Here is a 24664-nt window from a genome sequence, read left to right on the forward strand (position 1 = left end):
CCTGCCGCGGGGGCCGCGGGGGCGTCTGCCTAGACTCGTCGCCGTGACGAAGCTCTTCCTGATCCTGCACATCCTCGCCGTGATCGTGGCGATCGGTCCGGTCGCGATCGCCGCGAGCATGTTCCCGCCGGTGGCCCGCAAGGTCCTGGCTGCGCCGGACAACGTCGGCGACACCGCCTCGCTCGGCCTGCTGAACCGGATCTGCAAGGTCTACGCCCTGGTCGGCCTGGCCGTCCCCATGTTCGGCTTCGCCGCGGCCGGGGTGATGAAGGTCACCGGCCAGACCTGGGTGATCGTCTCGATCGCGCTGACGGCCGTCGCCGCGATCCTGCTCGCCGCGCTGGTGCTGCCGCGCCAGGCCGAACTGCTGGCGGGCCATGGCCCGCGCGGCCGGGAGGTCGGCGTCAAGGACACCAAGCAGCTGGCGATGTACACGGGCATCTTCAACCTGCTCTGGGCGGCGGTGACCATCATCATGATCGTCCGCCCGGGCTCCACGCTGGGCCACTGAGGAATGGCCGCGGCGCGCACGCGGTTGACCCGGGTATGAGCGACACCGCGAACACCGCCCAGGGCCGCGACGAGGCAGCCGCAGCGCCCGCACCGCTGCTGCGACTGCTGCAGTTCCCGGGGCTTCCCGGTACCGACGCCGACGCGCCGGTCTGCGGCCCGCACGGCTGCGCCGTCCCCGGGCCCGCCGAGCAGCGGTAGCGGCGGCTCACAGCCCGGCGGTCCCTTGCCGGGGCGCCCTCAGCCGGGCCCGGTCAGCACGATCTTGCCGCGGACGCGGCCGCTGCGACTGAGCTCGACCGCCGCGGCGGCCTCCGCCAGCGGGAAGCTCCGCTCGACGTGCACGCGCAGCGAGCCCGCCTCCGCCAGGGCGTTCAGCGCCCGCAGGTCGGGACCGGAGGGGTGCACCCACACGTACTGCCCGCCGATCTCCTTCACCGATCCGTCGACGACGGAGACGATCCGGTGCGGGTCGCGCACCACCTCGGCGGAAGCCAGGACGGAACCGCCGCCCAGGAAGTCCAGCGCGGCGTCCACGCCCTCGGGTGCCAGCTCGCGGACCCGCTCGGCCAGCCCGTCCCCACTGAGCACCGGCTCCGCGCCCAGCTCGCGCAGGAACGGAAAGCTCTCCGTCCGCGAGGTCGTCCCGAGCACCCGGGCCCCTCGCGAGGCCGCGATCTGCGTCGCGAACCCGCCCACCCCGCCGCCCGCGGCGTGGACCAGCACGGTGCCACCGCCGTTCACACCGGCCGCGGCGAGCGCCTGATACGCCGTCAACCCCGCCAGCGGCAGTCCACCGGCCTCCTCCCAGCTCATGCCGGCCGACTTCGGCGCGAGTGCCCGCAGGGGCACCGCGGTGAACTCGGCCCAGGTGCCGAACTGTGCGAAGTCCTGCCGGTTGTAGGCGACCACCTCGTCGCCGACGGCGAACTCGGTGACGGCGACCCCGACCCCCACCACGACCCCGGCGACGTCCCAGCCCATGGTCAGCGGGAAGTACACGTTGAGCAGCGGATCGACCGCTCCCTCCGCGACCCTCCAGTCCACCGGGTTCACCCCGGCCGCGCGAACCCGCACCAGCACCGAGTCCGGTCCGACCTTGGGCAGGGGTTGTTCGGTCAACCGCGGCGTCTCGCCGTACGCATCGATGGTGACGGCCTTCATCAGGCTCCCCGCTTCCGTCGTACGACGGCCGGACCGGCCGTCCCCGCCCGATCCTCCCCCGCACGGCGCCCCGGGGCATCCGCGCCGGAGCGACGCGTCGGCCGTTCGGGGGACCCCCGCGCCCGTGAGCCCGCGGTTCAGCGCTCGGCCACCCGGGCGTCCAGCGTGTCCGCCAGAGCGGCGAAGATCAGGGCGGTGGAGGTCGCGCCCGGGTCCTGGTGGCCGATGCTGCGTTCGCCGAGGTAGGAGGCGCGACCCTTGCGGGCCTGGAGCGGGGTGGTGGCCCGGGCGCCGGCGTCGGCGGCGTCGGACGCGGCGCGCGCCGCCGCACGGAGCTCGGCGCCGGAGGTGACCGCGTCGTCGAAGGCCGTGACGGCGGGCATCAGGGCGTCGACCATCGTCTTGTCCCCGGCGGCGGCCGCGCCCAGCGCGCGGACCGCGTCCAGCGCGGCGCGCAACGCCAGCGCGAGCTGGTCTCCGTCCGCCTCGGGGGTGGCGAGCTGGCGGCCGGCGGCGCGGAACGCCGACCCGTACAGCGGGCCGGACGCGCCGCCGACACTGGAGATCAGCGTCATGCCGACCTTGGCCAGCAGCTGCCCGACCGTCTCGGGCGCGTAGTCACCACCGATCGCGGCCGTCACGGCCGTGAAGCCGCGGTTCATGTTCGCGCCGTGGTCGGCGTCGCCGATCGCGGCGTCGAGCGCGGTCAACACCTCCCGGTCGCGGTCGACGGCCGCAGCCGCCGCGCGGATCCAGGCACGCGTGGTCGCGATGTCGAGCGTGTCGACCCGGTTTCCGTCGTCGGCCCGGCCGTTCCCGTTCACACCGTTGGCACCGCTCGCGTCGTTCACGCCTGTGACCCCTCCCCCACCGTCCAGGACTCCCGCGCGAGTTCACATCCCCCAGCGCAGCGCCGGTGTGTTCACAGGCGCGTCCCACAGCTCCAGCATCTCGTCATCGACGCGACAGAGCGTGAACGACGCGCCCGCCATGTCCAGACTCGTGACGTAGTTCCCGACCAGGCTGCGCACGATGGTGACGCCCCGTCCGGCGAGCAGCCGGGAGACCTCGTGGAAGAGGATGTACAGCTCCGCGAGCGGCGTCGCGCCGAGCCCGTTCACCATGACGATCACGTCGGCCGCGTCCGCCCCGCCGCCACCGGTCTGCGCGAAGACCGGCTCGGCGAGGATCGCGTCCAGCGCCAGCTCCGCCACCTCCGCCGCCGTGGCCAGCTTCGCCCGCCGACGGCCCGGCTCGCCGTGGATGCCGACGCCGACCTCCATCTCGTCGTCCGGCAGCAGGAACCCCGGCCTGCCGTTGGCGGGCGTCGTGCAGGCCGTCAGCGCGACGGCGAAGGATCGCGCGTACGCGTTCACGCGTCGGCCCATGTCGGCGACGGCCGCCAGCTCGGCGCCGCGCTCCGCCAGCGCGCCCGCGATCTTCTCGACGAACACCGTCGCCCCGGTGCCGCGCCGGCCCGCCGTCCAGGTGGAGTCCTGGACCGCCACGTCGTCGTCGACCAGGACCGTCTCCACCGCGATCCCGGCCTCCTCGGCGGCGAGCTCGGCCCCCATCTGGAAGTTGAGCACGTCCCCTGTGTAGTTCTTCACCACCAGGACCACCCCCGCTCCGGCGTCGACCGCGCGGGTCGCGGCCAGCAGCTGGCCGGGCACGGGCGAGGTGAACACCTCACCGGGGCAGGCCGCGTCGAGCATCCCGACGCCCACGAAGCCGCCGTGCAACGGCTCGTGGCCGGATCCGCCGCCGGACACCAGCGCCACCTTCCCGGGCCGCGTCGGCGCCGTCCGCCGGACGAACGGCGCGCCTTCGCCCGGGTCACCGGTGTCGCCTCTGACCACGGTCAGCGTGAGGTGCGCGGCCGCCAGGCCGGCCAAGCTGTCGGCCACATACGTCTCGGGGGTGTTGAGGAACTTCTTCACGACGGCAGCCCTCCCGTGCACCCGGCGGACGGACGCGCCACGCGCGTCCCCACACGTGCTTCCACTTCGGCGAGCCGCGAATCTAGCATCGCGACCATGACCGAGAGCAGTAACGCGCCCACCGATCGTGTCCGCGTCTCACCGCCGAGGGAAGAAGACGCACCACTCCCGCACGCCGTCCGCCCCGAGCCGACCGAGCGGGCCGAGCGGCCGGGAACCGTCGGGCTGGTCCTGGTCTCGCACAGCGCACGCCTGGCCGAGGGTCTGCGCGAACTGCTGCAACCGCTGGGCGGCGGGCTGGTCCCGATCGCCACGGCCGGCGGCGCCGAGGACGGCTCGCCCGACGGGGGTCTCGGCACCAGCTACGAGCGCATCGAGGCGGCCGTCGCCGCGGCTGACGCGGGCGCGGGCGTGCTGATCCTTCCCGACCTCGGCAGCTCCGTGCTCACGGCCCGTCTGGTCCTGGCCGACCTCGGACGCGTGGACGCGCTGCTCGTCGACGCGCCCTTCGTCGAGGGTGGCGTGGCCGCCGTCGTGGCCGCGTCCACCGGCGCGTCGCTCCCCGACGTCGCCGCGGCCGCCCGCGAGGCCCGGTCGGTCCCGAAGTTCTGAGCCCCAAGCCGCCCGCAGCAGCGACCGGGCAGCGTGCCGGGACCCCTGGAAGAATGCAACCAGTACTGATCGAGGAGAGTGAGCGCTGACGTGGGCAGTCCCGTCGACAACCTGGTGGACCTGCTGGATCTGGAGCAGATCGAGGTCAACATCTTCCGGGGCCGCAGCCCCGAGGAGTCCCTGCAGCGCGTCTTCGGCGGCCAGGTGGCAGGCCAGGCGCTGGTGGCCGCCAGCCGCACCGTCGACCCCGACCGTCCGGTGCACTCGCTCCACGCCTACTTCCTGCGCCCGGGCACACCCGGGGTCCCGATCGTCTACCAGGTCGACCGCATCCGCGACGGGCGCTCGTTCACCACCCGTCGGGTGCTCGGCGTCCAGCAGGGCAAGACGATCTTCGCGCTCACCGCCGACTTCCACCTGCCCGAGGAGTCGCCGTTCGAGCACCAGACGGCGATGCCGGACGTGCCGGCGCCGGAGGACGTCCCCTCGGCACTGGACGAAGTGGGCTCGGTCCTCGGCGAGCTGCCGCCCTTCATCAGCCGCCGCCAGCCCTTCGACCTGCGCTACGTCGAGCGCCTGCGCTGGACCGAGGAGGAGCTGAAGGGCGTCGAGCCGCGCAGCGCGGTCTGGCTGCGCACCAACGGCACCCTCCCCGACGACCCGCTGATCCACACCTGCGCGGTCACCTACGCCAGCGACATGACGCTGCTGGACTCCGTCCGCGTGCCCGTGGAGCCGCTGTGGGGCAAGCGGCACTTCGACATGGCCTCACTGGACCACGCCATGTGGTTCCACCGCCCGTTCCGTGCCGACGAGTGGCTGCTCTACCAGCAGGAGTCCCCGGTGGCGTTCGGCGGTCGCGGGCTCGCCCGCGGGCAGATCTTCGACCGCCAGGGGCAGCTGGTGGTGTCTGTGATGCAGGAGGGCCTCTTCCGCCGCATCGATTGAGGCGCCGACCCGCACACATTCGCTGTCCCCACGGGCACCCCCTCGGCCAGGATTCGGTGATCCGTTCCAGCGCCCTGCGCTGCCTCTGCCCTTGCTCCCGCCCCTGACCTTGTCCTTGCCGAGGAGTCCCGTGACCACGCCCGCCTCCGTCACCGTCACCGCCACCGCATGCGAACCGGCGACGATCGAACTCGCCGCCATCACCGTCGACTGCGCTGACCCCGGCCCGACGGCCGACTTCTACCAGGCCGCCGCGAACGGCGAGCTGGTACGGCGCGAGGACGACTCCGCCTGGGTCAGGATGGCCGGCACACTGTGGATCTTCCGTCGGGTCGTGGACTACCGGCGTCCGTCCTGGCCCTCGTCCACGGTGCCGCTCCAGATCCACATGGAGTTCTACGTCGACGACATCGACGCCGCCGAGGCCCGGCTGACCGCCCTGGGGGCCACCACGGCGGAGTACCAGTCCAACCGGGAGGGCGGACTGCTGGTCATGCTGGACCCGGCCGGGCACCCGTTCTGCATCTGCACCCGCGCCTAGCCTCCCCGTGGGGGGCTCCCCCACCGGTGACTCCCCGCAGCCGGTGCCTCCCGGCCGGGGGCTGCCCCACCGGTGCGTCCCCGCCGGTGCCTCCCGCCGGTGCCTCCCGCCGGTCACGGATCGGTATCCGGACCGCCGTCCGGGTTCACAGACGGGTGGGGGAAGATGACCCGTGCCCATAGAACAGCAGTCCGACTCCGCCGCCGCCCCGAGTCCGGCCCCGAACGCCGCCGAGTCCCTCGCCGGCACGGGCCCCCTGGCGCGCCTCGGCCGTTCCGTCCGCAGCGCCCTCGCGGACATCACGCCGCTGCGGGAGCACCCCGACTACCGGCGGCTCTGGTTCGGGCAGGCGGTCTCGGGCATCGGACAGCAGATGACGGCGCTCGCTGTCTCCGTGCAGGTCTACGCACTCACACACTCCCCCTTCGCGACCGGCCTGATCGGCCTGTGCTCGCTGCTGCCCCTCGTCTCCTTCGGCCTCTACGGCGGCGCGGTCGCCGACCGCGTCGACCGCCGCAAGCTCGGCCTCCTGGGAGCAAGCGGCGCGGCGGTCCTCTCGGTCCTCCTGGCCGTCCAGGCGCTGCTCAGCCTGCACGCCGTCGGGCTGCTCTACGGGGTCGTGGCCCTCCAGGCGGTCTGCTTCGCGATCAACGCCCCAGCTCGGGCGTCGATGATCCCGCGCCTGGTCCCGGCCGAGCAGCTCCCGGCGGCCAACGCCCTGGGCAGCATGAGCATGAACCTGGGCCTGACCATCGGCCCGATGATCGGCGGCCTCTTCATCGGACTGTGGGGCTTCCAGGCCGCGTACATCGTCGACGCCCTGGCCTTCGGCGCCTCCCTCTACGCGATGTGGCGGCTGCCCGCCATGAAGCCGGAGGCCTCCCCCGACGGCAAGCGCGCCTCGGTCCTGGACGGCCTGCGCTTCCTCCGCGACCGGCCGAACCTGCGGATGACCTTCCTCGCGGACATCGCGGCCATGGTCTTCGGCATGCCCCGCGCCCTCTTCCCTGCCCTCGCCGCCACCGTCTACGGCGGCGGCGCCGGCACCGTCGGCCTGCTCACGGCCGCGCCGGCCGTCGGCGCGCTCGCGGGCGGCCTCTTCTCCGGCTGGGTCGGCCGTGTCCACCGCCACGGCCTGGCCACCTCACTCGCAGTCGCGGCCTGGGGCTTCGCCTGCGCGGGCTTCGGCCTCGCCCACCACCTCTGGCTCGCGCTGGCCCTCCTCGCCTGCGCAGGCGCGTCGGACACGGTCTCGATGATCTTCCGCAACACGATGCTCCAGGCCGCCGCCCCGGACGACATGCGCGGCCGCCTCCAGGGCGTCTTCATCGTCGTCGTCGCCGGCGGCCCCCGCCTCGGCGACTTCGAATCCGGCGTCGTGGCGCAGCTCACCACCCCGTCCATCTCCGCCGCGACCGGCGGCCTGGCCTGCCTGGCCACCCTGGCCCTCCTCCTGGCCCGCTACCCGTCCTTCCTCCGCTACGACTCCCGGACCCCCTCCCCTTGATCACCTTCTGGGCCTCCCCACCACCCCCACAGCTGTGACCTGCACTCATCCACATGGAAACCCGTGCACAAGCACGGCCTCCGATCCTGTATTGTTCTTCCTGTGCCCGGGAGACCGGGGACGGACCGCTAGGCCGCAAGGCAGAGCAGTCACGGGACGTGGCGCAGCTTGGTAGCGCACTTGACTGGGGGTCAAGGGGTCGCAGGTTCAAATCCTGTCGTCCCGACAGCGATGTCGGAGCCCTCCGATCTGGATGAAAGTCCAGGTCGGAGGGCTTTTTGCTGTCCAGCGTCAGCCACCTCACTTGCCGACCAAAGGGTCCGGTCAAGTGCGCTACACCGCTCTTTGGGGACCATTTGGGGACCAGCCTGTTCGGTGAGCGGTTTTTGACGATCGCTCAGAAGAGGCTGATCGGACATTCGAGGCGCTGACCAGCAGGAATCGGATGATCCCCATCCGATTCGGCAGCCCAATTTGATGTGGCGTGCGTCACATCGTATGTTGACCGTGCGTAGTCGGAAGTCTTGCCCCGTCCGCAGCCAGGCTGGCGTCAAAGGCGGGAGGGAACCCTTCTCCGACCGGAGCCCGTGATGCGCAATCTCGAAGGGTTGGCAGGGCTCTGACGGTCAGACCTTCGGCCGGTCGGCCAGTGGGATCTGACGCGGGTAGCGCTCCGGGGGCGTACACACGTCCAGGAGCGGGAGAGGCGTTGTGTCCGCGCCTGCCTTCTCAGCTGCCCGCAGAGCGGTGTCCAGGTCTCCGTGGGCGAGTGCCTCGGTCGGGCAGCTCGGGCACGCGCCGAAACTGGGGTGGCGCGCGTCTCCTGAGGTGACTCCCTTCGTGTGGACACGCTGACAATGGATCTTGATGGTCCGAGGAAGGGTGTCCTGGTGGGACGGAAGTCTCCATATCCGATGGAGTTCAGGAATGACGCGGTGGCGCTGTTTCGCGCGGCGGGTGGGCGGCGCACATATGCGGCGGTCGCGGCGGACGTCGGGGTGACCGGCGAGACGCTGCGGTCTTGGGTGCGGCAGGCCGACGAGCAGGCCGGCCGTGCGAGCAACGGCGAGGTCCCGTCGGAGAGCCGCGACGAGGAACTCGTGCGGCTGCGGGCCGAGCTGGGCCGGCTGCGCAAGGCCGAGAAGGAGTGGGAGCTCGAGCGGGAGATCCTGCGGCGGGCGGCCCAGTATTTCGCGCGGGAGATGAGGGCATGACCGGCCGCTGGGACTTCATCTCCGCCCACCGCGCCGAGTTCGGCGTGCAGCGGATATGCCGGGTCCTGGGCGTGGCGCGTTCGGGCTACTACCGGTGGCTGGCCGGTGCCGAGGCCCGGCAGGCCCGCCGGGTGGCCGACGACGTCCTGGTCGCGGAGATCCGCGAGATTCATGCGAGCCACAATGGCACCTACGGAGTGCGCCGGGTCCACGCCGAGCTGCGGGGCTTCGGCCACACGGTCAACCGCAAGCGCGTCGAACGCAACCGCAAGCGCGTCGAACGGCTCATGCGCGTGAACGGGATCGAGGGCCGGTACTTGCGCAAGCGCAAGCGCACCACGGTCCCCGACCGGCTGGCGCCTCCCGCCCCTGACCTGGTCCGACGCGAGTTCACCGCCGTGCAACTGGACGAGAAGTGGTGCGGCGACATCACATACGTGCAGGTCGGCGGCACATGGCTCTATCTCGCCTGCGTGATCGACATCTGCTCACGCCGGGTGCTCGGCTGGTCGATGGCCACCCACATGCGCACGCAGTTGGTCGTCGACGCCCTCACGATGGCAGTGGCCACCCGCGGCGGCCGCGTGGCCGGGGTGATCTTCCACGCGGACAGGGGATCGCAGTACACCTCCGCCACGTTCGCCCAGGTCAGCGACTATTTCGGCATTCGCAGGAGCATGGGACGCGTCGGGTCCAGCTACGACAACGCCCTCGCCGAGAGCTTCTGGCAGGGGCTGAAGAGAGAAGCCTTGCGGGACACGTTCACGACGGTCCGTCAGGCACGACTGGAGATCTTCCAGTGGCTCACCTACTACAACGCCCGCAGACGCCACAGCTCCCTCGGCTACCTCTCACCCGTCGAGTTCGAATGGCAGCACCAGCGCGGGCATAGACTCACACTCGCGGCATAAACCCCTGTGTCCACACTCCGGGGGTCACCTCACGGCCATGGCAGCCCCACTGGCTCCGGCACTGGGGCGGCCGTATCAGTCGATGTCGGGCAGCGGGCGGTGGGCGACCTCGTGGGCGTCCTCCGGGGTGAGCCCCAGCATCTGCAGCAGCATCCGGGCCAGATTGGATGCGGCCTCGTCGCCGTCGAGTTCCGGGCGGGCGAAACTCTGCTCCACCAGTGCCAGCAGCGAGCCTCCGAGGGCCACCAGGGCACTGGCCGGGTCCGAGATGGTGAACCGGCCGGAGGCCATACCGATCTCCAGATCGCGTACGGCCCGGGGGGCCAGGCCCGACTCGGAGTAGATGTGGCCGAGGCCGCGACGCCTCCCTCAGCCAGGCCGCCGCGCTGCTGCACGTCAGCAACACCCAGCTCTGGCTGAGGGAGCACCTGCGGTCGGGAGAAGCCCTGCCGTGGGGCTCGCCAGCGGACAAGTGACAGGACGGTCCGCCTGGCGAGGGCCGCCGCGCGCTACCTGTTGCCGTGCGGACTCCCGCCCGCGTGGGCTGACGATCGCACGGCTACGCGCTCGTCGTAGACGAACAGCGCCAGTCCCAGCATGAGGAGACCGACGACAGCCCACAGGCCGAGGACACCCCCGGTTGCCGTCAGCAGGCCGCCTCCGAACGCGCCGGCAAGGAAGGCAGTGATGACGGCGGCCAACTGGCGCGCTCGGCGCGCCGCTTCCCGATCGCGGTCGACGACCGCCGTGCACGCGCTCTGGATCGCGGTACGGAGGTTTCCCGTTGTCATCGTGGTGTTGTACGCGGTGTCCACCAGCTTGCGGAAGGTGGACACCTGCACCGACGCGACGAAGGCGATCACGACCGTGACGACCAGGTCCGGCGTGCCCACGGGCATCAACCCCACGGCAGCAAGCACCACGATCTCCAGGGCGAGGGCCGCGCGGGCCGGCCATCGCACGACAGCGGCCACGCGGGGCCGCTTCAGAGTCTCCGCGACGACCACGCCCAGGACGAAGGCCAGGATCGCGGGCAGGTGACGGAGGGCCTGTGCCCACTGCCCCCGCGCGACCGCGATGCCCAGCAGGACGATGTTCCCGGTCTGCGCATTGGCGAAGACCCCGCCGTGGCCGACGAACGTGAAGGCGTCGAGCGCCCCGCCCACCAGAGCCAGCAGAACGCCCAGCCCCACGGACTGCGACGTGGGGAGCGGTGGCTCCGGAGCAGCGGGCTGCACCTCACGGATCATCTCGCCCTGCCGGCGCGACACAACTGGCTCCTCGTGGAATCCCGACGGCTCCTCCGTGCGGTACTTCCACAGTGAGTGACGAAAGCGTGAAGTACAATCTCGGAAATCTGCATGGGTATTAAGCTGAAGTGAACGACGGAGGTGGCGCCATGCTCGACGTGCGGCGCATCCTGCTCTTCGTGGAGGTCGCGCGTCGCGGCTCGGTGACCGCGACCGCACGGGCGCTCAACTACACCCCATCGGCGGTGTCACAGCAGGTCAGTCGCCTGGAGGCGGAGGCCGGCCAGCCCCTTCTGGAGCGCCGTGCGCGGGGGGTGACCCTCACTGACGCCGGGCGTGCCCTGGCCGAGCGCGGAGAGCGGATCGAACGGGAGCTGAGGGCCGCGGACAACGAACTCGCCGACTTCGCGGGACTGCGCGCGGGTACTCTCCGTGTCGGCACGTTCCCCACGGTGGCCGCCTCCCTGCTCCCGTCCGCCGTCATCGCCTTCCGCGAGGCACACCCCGACGTACGGCTGACGGTGCGCAGTGACCGCATGGCCGGACTGTGGTCGATGCTGGAGAACCGGGAGATCGAGCTCTCCCTGATGTGGGACTACGACTGGTGCCGCATCGACCGGGAGGACGCCGTCGTCACCCCGCTCCTCGACGACCCCCCGGCCCTCCTCGTCAGCGACCGGCACCCGCTCGCGGGCCACCCCTCGGCCACTCTCGCGGAAGTCGCAGGCGATCCCTGGATCACCCGCGCCGACCAGCACCCGGTCGCGGAGGCCCTGGACCGCAGCTGCCGCGCCGCCGGCTTCGAGCCCCAGATCGCCTACGAGGCCCACGACTACCAGGAGGCCCAGGCCATGGTCGCCGCCGGCATCGGCGTCGCGCTCGCCCCGACCCTGGCCCTGGAAGGCATCCGCCCCGGCGTCAGCGTCCTGCCGCTGGAGCCGCCCGCGCCGGTCCGCCGCATCCTGCTCGTCCGCCTCTCCGACCACTCCCTCACACCCGCCGCGCAAGCCTTCGCCACACTCCTGCGCGACCACGCCGCCACCCGCACGCCCTGAACGCCCTGAACGCCCGCCGAGGCGATCGGCCTGGGTCACGTCAGGTCACCGCAGGGATGAGGCCGGGGTGGGGACCACGCGGGTGACGACGGACTTCTCGGGGATCAGCAGGCCGTAGACGGCCGGGCCGATCTTGTTCTTCCAGCGGTCATGCTGGTACACGGCCTCGTACAGGGCCTCGCTCTGGGCCTCGTCCTCGAAGCGGCGGATCCACACGTAGCCGTCCTCGTCCTGGGCGTCGACGAAGGAGGCGGTCACGTCCATGCCCAGCGAGGCCTGGAACGGGATGACCACGTCCTCCATGTAGCGCACCCACTCCTCGCGGCGTCCGGGCTGCGCCTGGTAGCGACGGATCTCGTAGTACACGGTGCTGCTCCAAACTGCTTGCAGGGAAGGTCAGTCGGTCACGGTGAGGACGACCTTGCCGCGGGTGCGGCCGGCCTCGACGCGGGCGTGGGCCGCGGCGACCTGTTCCAGGGGGAAGGTCTCCTCCACCTCGACGGCGACCTCGCCGGCGTCGATCAGGCCGGCGATCGTGGTCAGCGCGGGACCGTCCGGCTCGACCAGGTACGGGGTGACCCGCACCCCGGCTGCCTCGGCGGCCTGGGCCAGTTCCGGGGAGACGCCGGCCGGGATGGCAACCAGTAGGCCGCCCGGGCGCAGGACCTTCAGCGAGCGGGTGCTGGTCCGGTCGTGGGCGTCGCCCACCAGGTCGATGACGACGTCGACGTCCCTCACGACGTCCTCGAAGCGGGTGGTGGTGTAGTCGATGCTCTCGTCGGCGCCCAGTTCCTTGAGCCAGGGGTGGCGTGCGGCGCTGGCGGTGGCGATCACGTGGGCGCCCAGGTGGTGGGCGAACTGGACGGCGAAGTGGCCCACCCCGCCGGCGGCGGCCGTGATCAGCACGCGCTGGCCCGCCTGCACGTGGGCGGTGTCGACCACGGTCTGCCAGGCGGTGAGCGCGGCCAGCGGCACGGCGGCCGCGTGCACGTGGTCGATGGTGGCCGGCTTGCCGGCGAACTGGCGGGCCGGGGCGGTGACGTACTCGGCGTAGCCGCCGGCTGCGCGCGGGAACCACGGCATGCCGTAGACCTCGTCGCCGACCTTCAGGGTGGTGACGCCGAAGCCGACCTTCTCGACGACGCCGGAGACGTCCCAGCCGAGGATCAGCGGGAGCGTCTGCAGCCCCGCCATTCCCTGGCCCTCGCGGGTCTTCCAGTCCACCGGGTTGATCCCGGCGGCGTGGACCCGTACCAGCACCTCGGTCGGCAGCGGCTCGGGGCGCGCGACCTCCTCGACGGTCAGCACCTCCGCTCCGCCGAACTCGCTGATGGTGACTGCCCGCATCGTGTGCTCACTCATGTTGTCCTCGCTCATGTGCGTCTCACTGTTTCTTGTGCCGGGACCGCGGTGCCGGCACAAGAAAGCGTGGCGTGTGCCCGCAGAGGCGGGTGAGTGGCCGGGGGGACATCTGTCGTACTATTCCAGCCATGACGCACCGCGTTGTCGTTCTCGCCCTCGACGGAGTCCAGCCGCTGGACCTGGGCATCCCGGCCCGGGTGTTCAACGAGGCCCGTGAACCGGACGGGACCCGTCTGTACTCCGTCACAACCTGCTCCCTCGGCGGCCGGCCGGTGCGCACGCACGAGGACTACCGGATCGTCGTCGACCACGACGAGTCGGCGCTGGAGACCGCGGACACCGTCGTTCTGGCCACACAGGAGCCCAGCGAGCAACTGCTCGCGACCGGCGAGCTCCCCAAGGAACTCGCTGCGGCGCTGGACCGGATAGGTCCGCAAACCCGCATCGTCAGCCTGTGCACCTCGGCCTTCCTGCTCGCAGCGGCCGGTCTGCTGGACGGCCGGCGGGCCACCACGCACTGGGCGCTGTGTGACGCGCTGGCGCGGCTGTTCCCCGACGTTGACGTCGATCCGGACGTACTGTTCGTCGACAACGGACGCATCCTGACGTCCGCCGGCGGAGCGGCGGGCATCGACCTGTGCCTGCACCTGGTTCGTCAGGACCACGGGGCGGCCGTGGCCTCGACCGCCGCGCGGCACTGCGTCGTGGCACCGTGGCGCGAGGGCGGGCAGGCCCAGTTCATCGAGCACCCGGTTCCGCAGGACACCGACCGTTCCACTTCGGCGACCCGGCAGTGGGCACTGGACCGGCTGGCCGAGCCGATCACACTGGAGGACATGGCCCGGCACGCGCTCATGAGCGAGCGCACCTTCACCCGCCGGTTCCGCAGCGAGGTGGGCAGCAGCCCGCTGAAGTGGCTGGCACAGCGGCGGCTGGCCCACGCGCGCCTGCTGCTGGAATCCACCGACCTGACCGTCGCACGGATCGCCACCGCCTGCGGCTTCGGCGACCCTGTCGCCCTGCGCAAGCACTTCCACACGTACCTGGGCCTGTCACCACTGGCCTACCGTCGCGCTCACAGAGCACCGGAGCCGACCACGGCACGGTGACCCCACTGTCCACCCATCGCCGACGACCGGCTGACCGGTCGTCGGCTGCGTTTCCGCGCCAGCCGCCGCCTCCGCCCGACTCCGTGATCGCCGGCCGGCGCGAGGTGCCCGGAAAAAAATCTTCGCGGTCGAGACAACCTTTCCGGGAGCGGTGACAACTGAGTGGTGCCCGGACAAGCGGTCTGGTCAAAGGCACGGCTGAAAGAGAGCATCGACATGGCCCCTCGCCCATCCACGTCGCCAGAGGCGTCGCCCGGCGGACGCGCCCGCCATGGTCGCGCGTCGTTCCGCTCGGGCGTTCCGGGGCGGCGGAAGACGCATCGCGGCCTTCGGCTGTACCGGCGTCGGAGTTTCTGGGCGGCCGTCAGCCTTGCGGTCGTTGGCGGCTCCGTGGTCGCGATCAACACGGCCTCAGCGGACACCGTGGACACGAACGCCTGGTACGTGCTGGTCAACCACAACACCGGCGAGGCCCTGGACGACCTCGGCTACGCCACGAACGACGGTGCCCCGGTGGTGCAGTGGAGCCGTACCGGCGGGACCAATCAGCAGTGGAAGTTCATCGACGCGGGTGACGGGAACTACCGCCTGCAGAACCGGAACTCCGGCAAGGTGCTCGACGACTACGGCTGGTCGAAGACCGAAGGCTCCCAGCTGGTGCAGTGGCGCGACCTCAACGGCGCCAACCAGCAGTTCCACCTGGAGAAGTCGCCGGACGGCTACATACGTCTGATCAACAACTTCAGCGGCAAGGCCGTCGAGGTCCCGCTGGGCTCCAAGGCCAACGGGGGCCGCATAGCCCAGTACCACGACTGGAACGGCGCCAACCAGCAGTGGCAGCTCGTCCCGGCCGGAAGCGTCAGCGGCACCGGGAACCCGGGGAGCTCCGGCAGCAGCGCCACGCCCACCGCGCCCGCCACGCCGAGCGGTACCCGCCCGACGTCGGCGCCGCCGGCCCCCGCGGGCGGCGGCAGCTCGGCGAAGCGTTTCATGGGCAGCAGCACGGTGCTCATCGGCGGCTCGATGTCCGACGCCTCAGCGGCCGCCGCGCCGTTCGACGTGCGGTACGCCTATGTGCACAGCCAGCCCGCGCCCTCGTCGGACTACTACTCGGCAGCGCGCTGCCACGACGGCTGGTCGGGCTGGTGGGGCTGCTGGAACGGCAGCACCACGGCGCCCGGAACCTACGTGACCTGGCGGGACAGCGTGGCGGCCCAGGCGACGTACAAGGGCAACCCGCGTCCGCAGAAGATGCTCTGGACGTGGTACTCGCTGCGCGACCTCGGGGACGCGGCGGGCCAGGGCGACGGTCCGGGCGAGGTCCAGGCCATCAACAGGGCCGACCTGCTCACCCGCTACCTGAACGACTACCGCTTCTTCCTCCAGAAGATCGGCACCTCGCACGACATGATCGACCTCGAGCCCGACTTCTGGGGCTACGTCCGGTCGCTCGGCGACCCGCACCAGGTCGCCGCGCAGGTCAAGGCCGCGGACCCGACGGACTGCGGATCGCAGGAGAACAGCGCCGCCGGCCTGGCTCAGTGCCTGATCTCGATGGGGCACAAGTACGCGCCGAACACCGCCGTGGGGCTGCACCTCACCTGCTGGGACTGGCAGACCAACACACAGGGATGCGTCAAGGACTACGCGAGCCTCGGGGCACGCAACGCCGACTTCCTCGTCTCCGACGTGTCCGACCGTGACGCGGGCTGGTACGCACAGCCTGCCCACGGCGGCCGCGACACCTTCTGGAACGACCAGAAAGCCGCCGCCGCACTACGGTTCTGGAAGACGATGGCCGAGTCCGTGGGCAAGCCGGTGGTCCTGTGGCAGATCCCCGTGGGCAACATGGCGCAGAACAACACCCTCAACCACTACCAGGACGACAAGGTCGACTGGTTCTTCGCGCACATGGACCAGGTGGCGGACGCGCACATCGCCGGGCTGATGTTCGGTCCAGGGCAGCAGGAACAGACCTCGGTCGAGACCGATGGCGGCAACCTGATCCGGAAGACGATCGCCTACGACAACTCGGGCGGTGTGGCTCTCAAGTAGTAGTGGGGACGTGCGGACCCGACCTCGCCGCTTCGACGGGGTCGGGTCCGCACCCTTTTCCCTCCCGACAACAAATTTCTCCCAGTGCACGGCAACCTTTCTGGCCCCGGCGGCAACTGACGGGTAACCGGGGCCGAGACCAGAGCCCACTGAGCCAGAAGGACAAGTCCTTGCCAGATCAGAACCGCTCTCATCGCCGCCGTCCGGCAGGCCGCCGCGTGCTCGCCGTCGCCGTGGTTCTCGCCGCGGCAGGTGCTGCCGTACCGCTGGTCGCCCAGGCCTCACACACGTCGAACGCCGGCACGCTGGGTGCGGCGGCGGCCGGCAGCGGCCGCTACTTCGGCACGGCCGCGGCGTCGGGCAGGCTCGGCGACTCGACGTACTCCAGCATCCTCGACCGGGAATTCAACATGATCACCCCGGAGAACGAGATGAAGTGGGACACCACCGAACCCTCCCGCGGGTCGTTCAACTTCGCTCCCGCCGACGCGATCGTCAGCCACGCCGCCGCGCACGGCCAGCGGATGCGCGGCCACACCCTGGTCTGGCACTCCCAACTGCCGGGCTGGGTAAGCTCCATCACCGACGCCTCCACCCTGCGCCGCGTCATGGACAACCACATCACCACCGAGATGAGCCACTACAAGGGCAAGATCTACGCCTGGGACGTGGTCAACGAGGCCTTCTCCGACGACGGCAGCGGCCGGCACCGCAGCTCGGTGTTCCAGAACGTGCTCGGCGACGGCTTCATCGAGGAGGCCTTCCGCACCGCCCGCAACGCCGACCCCTCGGCCAAGCTCTGCTACAACGACTACAACATCGAGAACTGGTCCGACGCCAAGACCCAGGGCGTCTACCGCATGGTCAAGGACTTCAAGTCCCGCGGCGTACCCATCGACTGCGTCGGCTTCCAGAGCCACTTCGGCGCCGGCGGCCCACCGGCCAGCTTCCAGACCACCCTGTCCAACTTCGCCGCCCTCGGCGTGGACGTCCAGATCACCGAACTCGACATCGCCCAGGCATCCCCCACCGCGTACACCAGCGCCGTCCAGGACTGCCTCAACGTCGCCCGCTGCACCGGCATCACGGTGTGGGGCATCCGCGACAGCGACTCCTGGCGCACCGGTGAGAACCCGCTGCTGTTCGACGGCAGCGGCAACAAGAAGCCCGCCTACACGGCGGTGCTCAACGCCTTGGGCAGCAGCGGCGGCACCGGCGGCGGTACGCCGGCCGGAGGCATCACCGCAGGCTCCGTCTACACGCTCGCCGACCAGGCTGCCTCCGGACGCGTTCTCGACGAGTACCTGGGACAGAACGACAACGGCACCCCGCTCCAGGTGTGGGACGCCAGCGGCGCCACCAACCAGCAGTGGCGGGCCACCAAGAACGGCGACGGCTCGTACACGTTCACCAACATCGCCAGCGGCCGGGTCCTGGACGAGCCGGGCAACCAGACGGGCAACGGCACCAGGATGGAGGTCTGGGACTCCAACGGCAGTGCCAACCAGCACTGGAAGGCCGCCCGGAACAGCGACGGCTCCTACACCCTGACCAACGTCGCCAGCGGCCGAGCCCTGGAGACCCCCGGCAACCAGACCGCCAACGGCACCACCGTCCAGGTCTGGGACTCCACGGGCGCTGCCAACCAGCACTGGAACCTGCAACTCTCGACGCCCGCGCCGACGGGCGGCCCGTGTGCCCTGCCGTCGACGTACCACTGGACCTCGACGGGTGCGCTGGCCCAGCCGGCGAACGGATGGGCCTCGGTCAAGGACTTCACCGACGTCGTCTACAACGGCAAGCACCTGGTCTACGCGTCGAACGTGTCGGGAAGCTCGTACGGCTCGATGATGTTCAGCCCCTTCACCAACTGGTCGGACATGGCCTCCGCGCGGCAGACCGGGATGAGCCAGGCCGCGGTGGCACCCACCCTGTTCTACTTCGCGCCCAAGAAGATCTGGGTACTGGCCTACCAGTGGGGTCAGTGGCCCTTCATCTACCGCACGTCGAGCGACCCCACCAACCCGAACGGCTGGTCCGCGCCGCACCCCCTGTTCACCGGCAGCATCCCCGGCTCCGGCACCGGCCCGATCGACCAGACCCTGATCGGCGACGGCCAGAACATGTACCTCTTCTTCGCCGGCGACAACGGCCACATCTACCGGGCGAGCATGCCGATCGGGAACTTCCCGGGCAACTTCGGCTCGTCCTACACGACGGTCATGAGTGACTCCACGAAGAACCTGTTCGAGGCGCCCCAGGTCTACAAGGTCCAGGGCCAGAACCAGTACCTCATGATCGTCGAGGCTCGGGGGGCGAACGAGCAGCGCTACTTCCGCTCCTTCACCGCCACCAGCCTGAGCGGCTCATGGACGCCGCAGGCCGCCACCGAGAGCAACCCCTTCGCGGGCAAGGCCAACAGCGGCGCCACCTGGACCAACGACATCAGCCACGGTGACCTGGTCCGCAACAACCCCGACCAGACCATGACCGTCGACCCCTGCCACCTGCAGTTCCTGTACCAGGGCAAGGCCCCCTCCGCCACCGGCCCGTACGACCAGCTCCCCTGGGAGCCCGGCGTCCTGACCCTGCAGCACTAACCCTCCGAGAAAGCGTCGAGGACCCCGGCCGTGCTGCGGCCGGGGTTCTTTCTTTCGGCGGAACACCACCATCCGCCGTTCCGAGCATCTGGCGGTTCACCTCGGCAGGGCCGCGGGCGACCGCTACCGGGTAGACGCGCGGGCCCAGAATCGGGCCCGCCAGTTACGGGCCCGCCCCGCGCGCCTACGGACGTGCCGTGAACCTCCCGTCGCCCCGCTTGCGCAGCCAGCCCCGGGCGGCGAGCTTGGTCATCTTCGCCCGCAAAGGTTCCAGCTTGCCGTGTACCGAGGCGTCCAGCCCCAGCTGCTCGCCGGCCCCCCGACGGCCAAGACGACCGCCCTGCCCGCCACCGCCGGAATCCGGCGCCGCAGCACGCGGATGCGCGAAATCGTCCTGACCGCCTACGAGTACCAGTGCGCGTCCTGCGGCTACGACGGCCGTATTGGCGCCGTCCCCGTCGGACTCGAAGCAGCCCACGTGCGCTGGTGGGGCTTCGACGGCGGCCCCGACGAGGTCGGTCACGGACTGTGCCTGTGCTCGCTGCAGCATAAGCTCTTCGACAAAGGCTTCCTCGGCCTCGCCCACGACGACACCGTCACGGTCTCGCAGCGCTCCGTCTAAGCAGCCCCACCGGACCCAAGGTGATCGACCTGACCGGCCGGACGCTGCACGGCCCGCAGCCCGGCGCGGCAGGCGTCCACCCCCGACACCGCGCCCGGCACACCCAGCAGGTCTTCCACGGACTTCCCCGCACCCGAGTGCCCACCGAGCCGTAGCCCGTCCCGATCCGCCTCTCAAGACGGAGGACAGCGAGACCGCACAGATCACACTGCGTCACTCCGACCAGCCATCAGCAGAATCTTCCGTATCATGTCCGAAAAATCATGATCAGAATGGGTTCATCAGCGACTGCCAGGACTACACTGAATTCCATGAAGAGCTTCCGTGCTGAGAACCAGATACTCCCCACTGGGGACCATCTGGGGACCACATGCTCTGCACGACCGCGCACGAGCGACGCATATCCGCACGTTCCGCACGCGCACGTCGTGGATTCCGTGCAGTTTGAAGCGAATTGAGGCCTCGTCGCTCGACTGGGGGTCAAGGGGTCGCAGGTTCAAATCCTGTCGTCCCGACTCGGACGCTAGTCCAGGGTCGCAGGTCAGAGCCGGTGTCTGATTCATCAGACACCGGCTCTCGACGTTTTTCGGCCCACTTCAGCTGGGAGCAGATTGGGAGCGGAGCTGGGAGCACTCGGCTCCCAATCCGCTCCCAGGTCAATCCACGTTGACCGCTATCACCCACAACGGTCGAGATGCCCAGAATTCTTTCGCGACGGCCCCGATGCGCCATGCGAGCAGGGCTCAGCACGAGGATTTTGACGACGCGCCATATGCTGTCGACCCCACGGGGCCGAGTTGCGCTCTTGACGACACGCGCCTGGGTGCAGCTCCGCGCTCCCAGCAACTTCGCCACATTTCACACCGTCAGCTCGGGCAGCGGCATCGCGCCGCTGCTCGCACTGACGGGGCAAGCGCCCGCCCTCGCAAAAGGCCGCCCGACGCAATGCCGGCAGCCCACACCACGCATATCGCAAGCACCCGCCGCAGTGGCGCTGGTCGTCGTCCTGATCCGCTACATCAGTCGCCTGAGCGGCTACGCCAACTATGCGCAAGTGAGCGCCGCCGAAGCGGTGTGTAGGCGGCGGTGGCCAGCACCGTTTCGCGGCTGTGCATAGGCCACCCGCCTAACCCGGCAAGCGTGTCCGTGGAGCATGCTGACCAGCGGGGCCATCTTGGAGGCAGCTCGTCGCCGAGACCGCGGACAGGGGCGAACCCAGCGGCCTGTTCGACCGCCCTCCTCGCATGAGTCACGCCGAGCCGTGCGATCGGGTCCACGGTCAGGTCGGGTATCGAGATGCTGCGGTAGACGAAGTCCGGGGCGTAGCCGTTGAACGGGAGCGGCGCTCCGTCGACGGCAAGCGGCCGCTCCAGTCTGGTCTTGCCGAGCTGTTCGCGTGCCAGGTCGAAGGAGAAGTAGTCGCCGAGGCGGCGGGCCCGCTCCTCGCACACCCTCCGCGCGGCCTGACTCGATCCGTGCCCGGAAACTGGGACGAGCTCTTCGAGGAACTGGGCCTCCGCCTCCCGGACGAGTACGTGACCCTGCTGACGGTCTACGGCGCCGGCTGCTGGAGCAACTGGCTGCGCTTCCTCACCCCACTGCGTTCCGGCGAGCGGCGCTTCGTCGACCACGTACGCACGACCACTGACCCGTACCGCGAATTCCGCGAGCTCTACCCACACCGCTACAGTCTGGCGGTCTGGCCGGAGCCGGGCGGCTTCCTGCCCTTCGCCAACTCCATCGACGGCGACGAGATTGGCTGGCTGACCGAAGGACCGGATCCCGATGCCTGGCCCTTGATCGTCTACCCCCGGCACGCGCAGCAGGGCCCACCTCTGCCGCTCGACCTGATCGACACACTCGTCGCCTGGCAGCGCGGCACCTTCGCCACCGCCGGACTCGCCGCCATCGACCAGGACGACGATCCGATCGAGTTCGCCGGCTTCGAACCATGGAACGACAGCGCGTACTGGTAAGCGCCCAGGTGCGAGCATGCTGCCACGGAGTCATTCCAGCCGAATTGCACCGATTCATGTCACTCTGAGCTTCCCAGCCGCGAGGCGTTCTGGCAGCATCGCCGCATGCCTGATCGATCCGTCGCCCCCGACCGCGCATCCGAGACGCCTGCATCACATACGGGGCAGCGGCTCGCGCTGGTCCTGGCCGAAACGGCGGGAGATGTCCGCGCACGTGAGGCTGCCGCAGCACTGCTGCGCGACCGCGCGGATCTCCATGAGAGGTAGCTGCTCGGGCTGGTATGGAACCCGGCGCTGCCAGTCTCGGTACTGAAGCGGCTGCTCGCGGTCGATGAGCTGCCCACCGGCGCAGGCTCCTGGCTCGCTCAGCGCGAACTCCCGCTCGGGGCCACGGCAGCAGTGGTGGCCTTCGGGAATGGGCGCCAGCGCCGAGAGGTGATCGAGAACCCGACCGCGGAAGCCGCCGCGCTGGTCCCCCTCGCCCACGATCCCGATCCGAGGGTCCGGCGCTGCTACGTCGTGCTGGCCCCCGACTACCGGCGGCACGTGCCGCGTGAAGCCCTCCAAACCCTCGCTGTCGAGGCCGATGACAAGGTCCGCGCGATGACGGCCGCGTGCCTCGACGTGCCTGCCGGAATACGCGCTCAACTCGCCGCGGACCCCGAACCGGTGGTGCGGAAGTCCGCAGTGAACCGGAAGACCTGGAAACTGCTGTCACCAGATCTGCGAGCCGCACTCTTGGATGACCCCGATCCAGACGTCCGCGCGGCCGTCGAAAGGGCGAAACAGGTCGACGCGCCGCTGCCGCGCACCGTCACGCAGTACCGGGCGGACACGCAGGACCGCCGCAGGCAGGCGGCGGGCGAATCGCCGCTCGACCGGGAGCTGTCGGTGCTGCTGGCCTCGGACGAGGACCCAGGGATCCGTCGCGCCCTGGCCGGCAATCCGCACACACCGACCGACGTGGCTCTACAACTGGCGGAAGACCCCGACGACGGCGTGCGCCTGACGCTATCCCAGCGCGAGGACCTCACCGAAGAACAGCGCGCCGCGATCGCCTACATCGTGCCGAGTGGCTACACCTACCCGCCGAAGTGGATCTCGGAGAACGGGCACGACCCCGCTGTGGCCCGTCGGGCTGCCGCTTCCTCCCACGTGCTGCTGCGCCGCAGCATCGCCATGACTCGGCAACTGCCGCCAGATGTGGTGGACCTGCTCGCCAAGGACGAGGACTTCTTCGTCAAGCTCACGTTGTGCGAGTCCTGCCCGGACGCGCCGCACGAGCTCGTGATCGAGATGTACGCGTACTGGCACGGCCTGCGCTGGAGTCTTCTGATGAGCCACCCCAACTTCGCCAAGCCGGGCTTGGCCAGGTTCGCCGACCACCCGAATCCCCGCCTTCGCCACGCAGCACTCCACGATCCCGACGGCGGTCCGGACCTCGTCCTGCGCCTCGCTGACGACTCGCACGTCGGGGGCTGGGCTGTGAGCGACCCGCGACTGCCGCACGACGAGCTTGTCCGCCGGCTCGGCGACCCGCCGCACGCGATGGCAGCAGCCCGCAATCCCGCCCTGCCGGCCGAGACGATGCACCGCCTGCTCGACCTTGCGGGGGCATCCGCCGAAACATCCCACGGGATCCGGCAGTGACTACCGCACGCACCGCCACCCCAGCGCCCTTCCGCATCCCCGCCGACTTCATCCGCTACGCCGTGGCACTTCGGGCCCCTGAGCTCTCCCGTGGTTACCTGACCGGATGGTTGAGCGCCGAGGACACGGTCGAGTTAGCCTTCCTGCGCCGCTGCGATCTCGCCGAGGAGTCGGGGCCCTTCACCCGAATCAAGCAGGCGACCGCCGCGAAGACCAAGCAGCTCGCGGCGGTGTGCCGCCAACTCGACTCCGGTGATCCCGATACCGAGCGGATCTGGGACTATCTCGCGTTCGCCTGGGCCTGCTCACGTCCCCCTGCCGAGGCCACCCGCCTCCTCGAAACCCTCACTGCCTCTCGACTCCCGCTCGCGGAAGGAACGACGCGCGACCCTGAAGAAGCCGGACGCGCCTGGCTCAGCGACGGCCGACAGGAGTTCCTGCTCGACCGTGCTGCCGCTCGCGAGGGCATGAACTGGGACAACAGCTCGGCGCTGCTGGGGACTGACCGACCCGAGGAAGTCGACGCCGCCTTCTCCCGCCGCGAGGACATGGTCGGCGTCGCCGTCATCGGCCTCGCGTTGACCCATCCCGACCCGACCGCGATCCTGCCCCGCGTCGCCCGCGCTCTGGAATCATCCGACCAGCAGCTCCGTCACCAGGGTGTCGTCGCCCTCGCCCACGTCGCACGCCTGCACCGCACCACCGACCCGCACTGCCTCGAACTGCTGCGCTCCTGGCCACGCGGCAACGAAGCCGACGACGACCTTTGGGCTTACCTGCCCCACCGCCGACTCCCGCCCTGGCTCTGGCGTCACAAGGCAGCCGAACGCCTCGCCTGGCAACTGCGCAACCGGTGGCGCTGACACGCGCCACCTCACCGCCAGTTGTCCGAAGCACTCAGGTGCTGGACGAGGTCCTGTTCGCGGACGACGGCCTGTACGACGCCTGTGAACTGCCCGCCGAAGTGATGCCCATCCTCAGGGAGAACTTCCGCCGCATCCAGTTGCCCGACTACCCGATGTGGGCCAGCACCGACGACTCCCCCATCCGCTGGTACTCCGCGCCCGACGCCATCCTCCGCCTCGACGGCATCCAGAACCGGGCTTGGCTCCACGCCCGCGCCCGCACGCCGGCCGGCCTCGAAGCGATCCGCCGCCTCCTGCCCGGCCGCTGGGTCGGCTGAGCGAGAAGGATCCCCGTGTCGTGTGCGGTTCGTCGTTATGGGCCCACCCGGCTCCGCTGCCCGTGATCAGGGGCGCCTTCGGCTCGGACTCGGGCGACCGACCACCATGTCGAAGAGTGGCCAGCCGTCGATCTTCCAGGTCTCGGGTCGTCGGTGGACCAGCCAAGCGCGAGGGCCTCGTCCAGCAGGGCCCTGACCGTACCCGGTTCGTGCAGGTTCAGCCACAGGTCCCCCGCACCGACGGCGCCCGAGTGAATGTAGCCGTCCGGGACCAGACGACCAGAGGTCTGTCGGAAGACAACGAGGAGTCGACCTCGTGCACCCTGGCGGCGAAGAGTGAGGGCTTCGGCGCAGTCCCTGTACTGGCCCTGGTCCACGTGGTGCTCGTGCCCCAGTGACCAGAGAAAGGTCTGGTCACCGACAACGAGACGCCGGGCCTTCTTGCTGCTGCGAAC

The 24664-nt window shown here is 70.3% G+C and carries 21 protein-coding genes, 1 tRNA gene and 3 pseudogenes; 18 read left to right on the forward strand and 7 right to left on the reverse strand.

Going from position 1 to position 24664, the window contains the following annotated elements; all coding sequences use genetic code 11:
* Positions 1 to 43: 43 nt before the first annotated feature.
* Together ABH931_RS31140 and ABH931_RS31145 are read left to right on the forward strand one after the other, a co-directional pair.
* On the forward strand, positions 44 to 511 hold the full coding sequence (locus tag ABH931_RS31140) for a hypothetical protein (protein WP_370120686.1): 468 nt from the start codon (positions 44 to 46) through the stop codon (positions 509 to 511).
* A gap of 35 nt (positions 512 to 546) precedes the next feature.
* Positions 547 to 711 carry a hypothetical protein gene (locus tag ABH931_RS31145; protein ID WP_370120689.1) on the forward strand — a complete coding sequence of 55 codons (165 nt, stop codon included), beginning with the start codon at positions 547 to 549 and terminating at the stop codon, positions 709 to 711.
* A gap of 39 nt (positions 712 to 750) precedes the next feature.
* Here ABH931_RS31145 and ABH931_RS31150 read toward each other — a convergent pair whose 3' ends face one another.
* From ABH931_RS31150 to dhaK, 3 genes are all read right to left on the reverse strand, one after another.
* A complete protein-coding gene (locus ABH931_RS31150; protein ID WP_370120692.1) occupies positions 751 to 1674 on the reverse strand; it encodes an NADP-dependent oxidoreductase in 924 nt (307 codons plus the stop codon).
* A 137-nt stretch (positions 1675 to 1811) separates the two neighbouring features.
* Positions 1812 to 2498, reverse strand: coding sequence for a dihydroxyacetone kinase subunit DhaL (gene dhaL, locus ABH931_RS31155; protein WP_370120786.1), 687 nt, complete (start codon positions 2496 to 2498; stop codon positions 1812 to 1814).
* A gap of 69 nt (positions 2499 to 2567) precedes the next feature.
* On the reverse strand, positions 2568 to 3614 hold the full coding sequence (gene dhaK, locus ABH931_RS31160) for a dihydroxyacetone kinase subunit DhaK (protein WP_370120694.1): 1047 nt from the start codon (positions 3612 to 3614) through the stop codon (positions 2568 to 2570).
* Between the two features lie 96 nt (positions 3615 to 3710).
* Between dhaK and ABH931_RS31165 the strand changes: the two genes are divergently transcribed.
* The 6 genes from ABH931_RS31165 to ABH931_RS31190 all read left to right on the forward strand — a co-directional run bounded on the left by ABH931_RS31165 (position 3711) and on the right by ABH931_RS31190 (position 9347).
* Positions 3711 to 4226, forward strand: a complete 516-nt coding sequence (locus ABH931_RS31165) for a PTS-dependent dihydroxyacetone kinase phosphotransferase subunit DhaM (protein WP_370120697.1) — start codon at positions 3711 to 3713, stop codon at positions 4224 to 4226.
* Positions 4227 to 4304: 78 nt separating this feature from the next.
* The gene (gene tesB / locus ABH931_RS31170; protein WP_370120700.1) at positions 4305 to 5174 is read left to right on the forward strand and encodes an acyl-CoA thioesterase II; all 870 of its coding nucleotides are present in this window, start codon (positions 4305 to 4307) and stop codon (positions 5172 to 5174) included.
* A 130-nt stretch (positions 5175 to 5304) separates the two neighbouring features.
* Positions 5305 to 5715, forward strand: coding sequence for a VOC family protein (locus ABH931_RS31175; RefSeq protein ID WP_370120703.1), 411 nt, complete (start codon positions 5305 to 5307; stop codon positions 5713 to 5715).
* Positions 5716 to 5887: 172 nt separating this feature from the next.
* Positions 5888 to 7222: an MFS transporter gene (locus tag ABH931_RS31180; protein WP_370120706.1), complete on the forward strand. Its 1335-nt coding sequence runs from the start codon at positions 5888 to 5890 to the stop codon at positions 7220 to 7222.
* Between the two features lie 152 nt (positions 7223 to 7374).
* Positions 7375 to 7448: transfer RNA gene (locus ABH931_RS31185), tRNA-Pro, on the forward strand.
* 664 nt (positions 7449 to 8112) lie between these two features.
* Positions 8113 to 9347 (forward strand): IS3 family transposase gene (locus tag ABH931_RS31190; RefSeq protein WP_370120789.1). Its coding sequence is split into 2 segments (ribosomal slippage): positions 8113 to 8365 and positions 8365 to 9347, totalling 1236 coding nucleotides; the frame shifts between segments, so codons are not numbered across the junction.
* A gap of 75 nt (positions 9348 to 9422) precedes the next feature.
* Here the strand turns inward: ABH931_RS31190 and ABH931_RS31195 are convergent.
* Positions 9423 to 9713, reverse strand: a pseudogene (locus ABH931_RS31195) (TetR/AcrR family transcriptional regulator); the annotation flags it as partial.
* Between ABH931_RS31195 and ABH931_RS31200 the strand changes: the two are divergent.
* Positions 9704 to 9823: pseudogene (locus ABH931_RS31200) on the forward strand (GntR family transcriptional regulator); the annotation flags it as partial. The pseudogenes ABH931_RS31195 and ABH931_RS31200 sit on opposite strands and share 10 nt — an antisense overlap.
* A 33-nt stretch (positions 9824 to 9856) precedes the next feature.
* Here ABH931_RS31200 and ABH931_RS31205 read toward each other — a convergent pair.
* Positions 9857 to 10618 carry a YoaK family protein gene (locus ABH931_RS31205; protein ID WP_370120709.1) on the reverse strand — a complete coding sequence of 254 codons (762 nt, stop codon included), beginning with the start codon at positions 10616 to 10618 and terminating at the stop codon, positions 9857 to 9859.
* A 128-nt stretch (positions 10619 to 10746) separates the two neighbouring features.
* Here ABH931_RS31205 and ABH931_RS31210 point away from each other — a divergent pair, with 128 nt between their 5' ends.
* On the forward strand, positions 10747 to 11652 hold the full coding sequence (locus ABH931_RS31210) for a LysR family transcriptional regulator (RefSeq protein WP_370120792.1): 906 nt from the start codon (positions 10747 to 10749) through the stop codon (positions 11650 to 11652).
* A gap of 45 nt (positions 11653 to 11697) precedes the next feature.
* Here the strand turns inward: ABH931_RS31210 and ABH931_RS31215 are convergent, their stop codons facing one another.
* Both ABH931_RS31215 and ABH931_RS31220 read right to left on the reverse strand, forming a co-directional pair.
* The gene (locus ABH931_RS31215) at positions 11698 to 12018 is read right to left on the reverse strand and encodes an NIPSNAP family protein (protein ID WP_370120712.1); all 321 of its coding nucleotides are present in this window, start codon (positions 12016 to 12018) and stop codon (positions 11698 to 11700) included.
* 30 nt (positions 12019 to 12048) lie between these two features.
* Positions 12049 to 13014, reverse strand: coding sequence for an NADP-dependent oxidoreductase (locus tag ABH931_RS31220; protein ID WP_370120795.1), 966 nt, complete (start codon positions 13012 to 13014; stop codon positions 12049 to 12051).
* A 128-nt stretch (positions 13015 to 13142) separates the two neighbouring features.
* Between ABH931_RS31220 and ABH931_RS31225 the strand changes: the two genes are divergently transcribed.
* The 8 genes and pseudogenes from ABH931_RS31225 (at position 13143) to ABH931_RS31260 (ending at position 24209) form a co-directional block, all read left to right on the forward strand.
* A complete protein-coding gene (locus ABH931_RS31225; protein WP_370120715.1) occupies positions 13143 to 14123 on the forward strand; it encodes a GlxA family transcriptional regulator in 981 nt (326 codons plus the stop codon).
* A 390-nt stretch (positions 14124 to 14513) separates the two neighbouring features.
* A complete protein-coding gene (locus ABH931_RS31230) occupies positions 14514 to 16178 on the forward strand; it encodes an RICIN domain-containing protein (RefSeq protein ID WP_370120717.1) in 1665 nt (554 codons plus the stop codon).
* 218 nt (positions 16179 to 16396) lie between these two features.
* A complete protein-coding gene (locus tag ABH931_RS31235) occupies positions 16397 to 18778 on the forward strand; it encodes a non-reducing end alpha-L-arabinofuranosidase family hydrolase (protein ID WP_370120798.1) in 2382 nt (793 codons plus the stop codon).
* A gap of 361 nt (positions 18779 to 19139) precedes the next feature.
* Positions 19140 to 19555: pseudogene (locus ABH931_RS31240) on the forward strand (HNH endonuclease); the annotation flags it as partial.
* Positions 19556 to 20875: 1320 nt separating this feature from the next.
* On the forward strand, positions 20876 to 21376 hold the full coding sequence (locus ABH931_RS31245; RefSeq protein WP_370120720.1) for an SMI1/KNR4 family protein: 501 nt from the start codon (positions 20876 to 20878) through the stop codon (positions 21374 to 21376).
* Between the two features lie 435 nt (positions 21377 to 21811).
* Positions 21812 to 23026, forward strand: a complete 1215-nt coding sequence (locus ABH931_RS31250; protein WP_370120723.1) for a hypothetical protein — start codon at positions 21812 to 21814, stop codon at positions 23024 to 23026.
* Positions 23023 to 23889, forward strand: coding sequence for a hypothetical protein (locus tag ABH931_RS31255; protein WP_370120726.1), 867 nt, complete (start codon positions 23023 to 23025; stop codon positions 23887 to 23889). The genes ABH931_RS31250 and ABH931_RS31255 overlap by 4 nt, the downstream gene beginning before the upstream one ends.
* A gap of 38 nt (positions 23890 to 23927) precedes the next feature.
* Complete coding sequence (locus ABH931_RS31260; protein WP_370120729.1) at positions 23928 to 24209, forward strand: hypothetical protein; 282 nt, start codon at positions 23928 to 23930, stop codon at positions 24207 to 24209.
* Positions 24210 to 24664 lie beyond the last annotated feature (455 nt).

Source organism: Streptacidiphilus sp. MAP12-33 (assembly GCF_041261265.1).
Lineage (GTDB): Bacteria > Actinomycetota > Actinomycetes > Streptomycetales > Streptomycetaceae > Streptacidiphilus.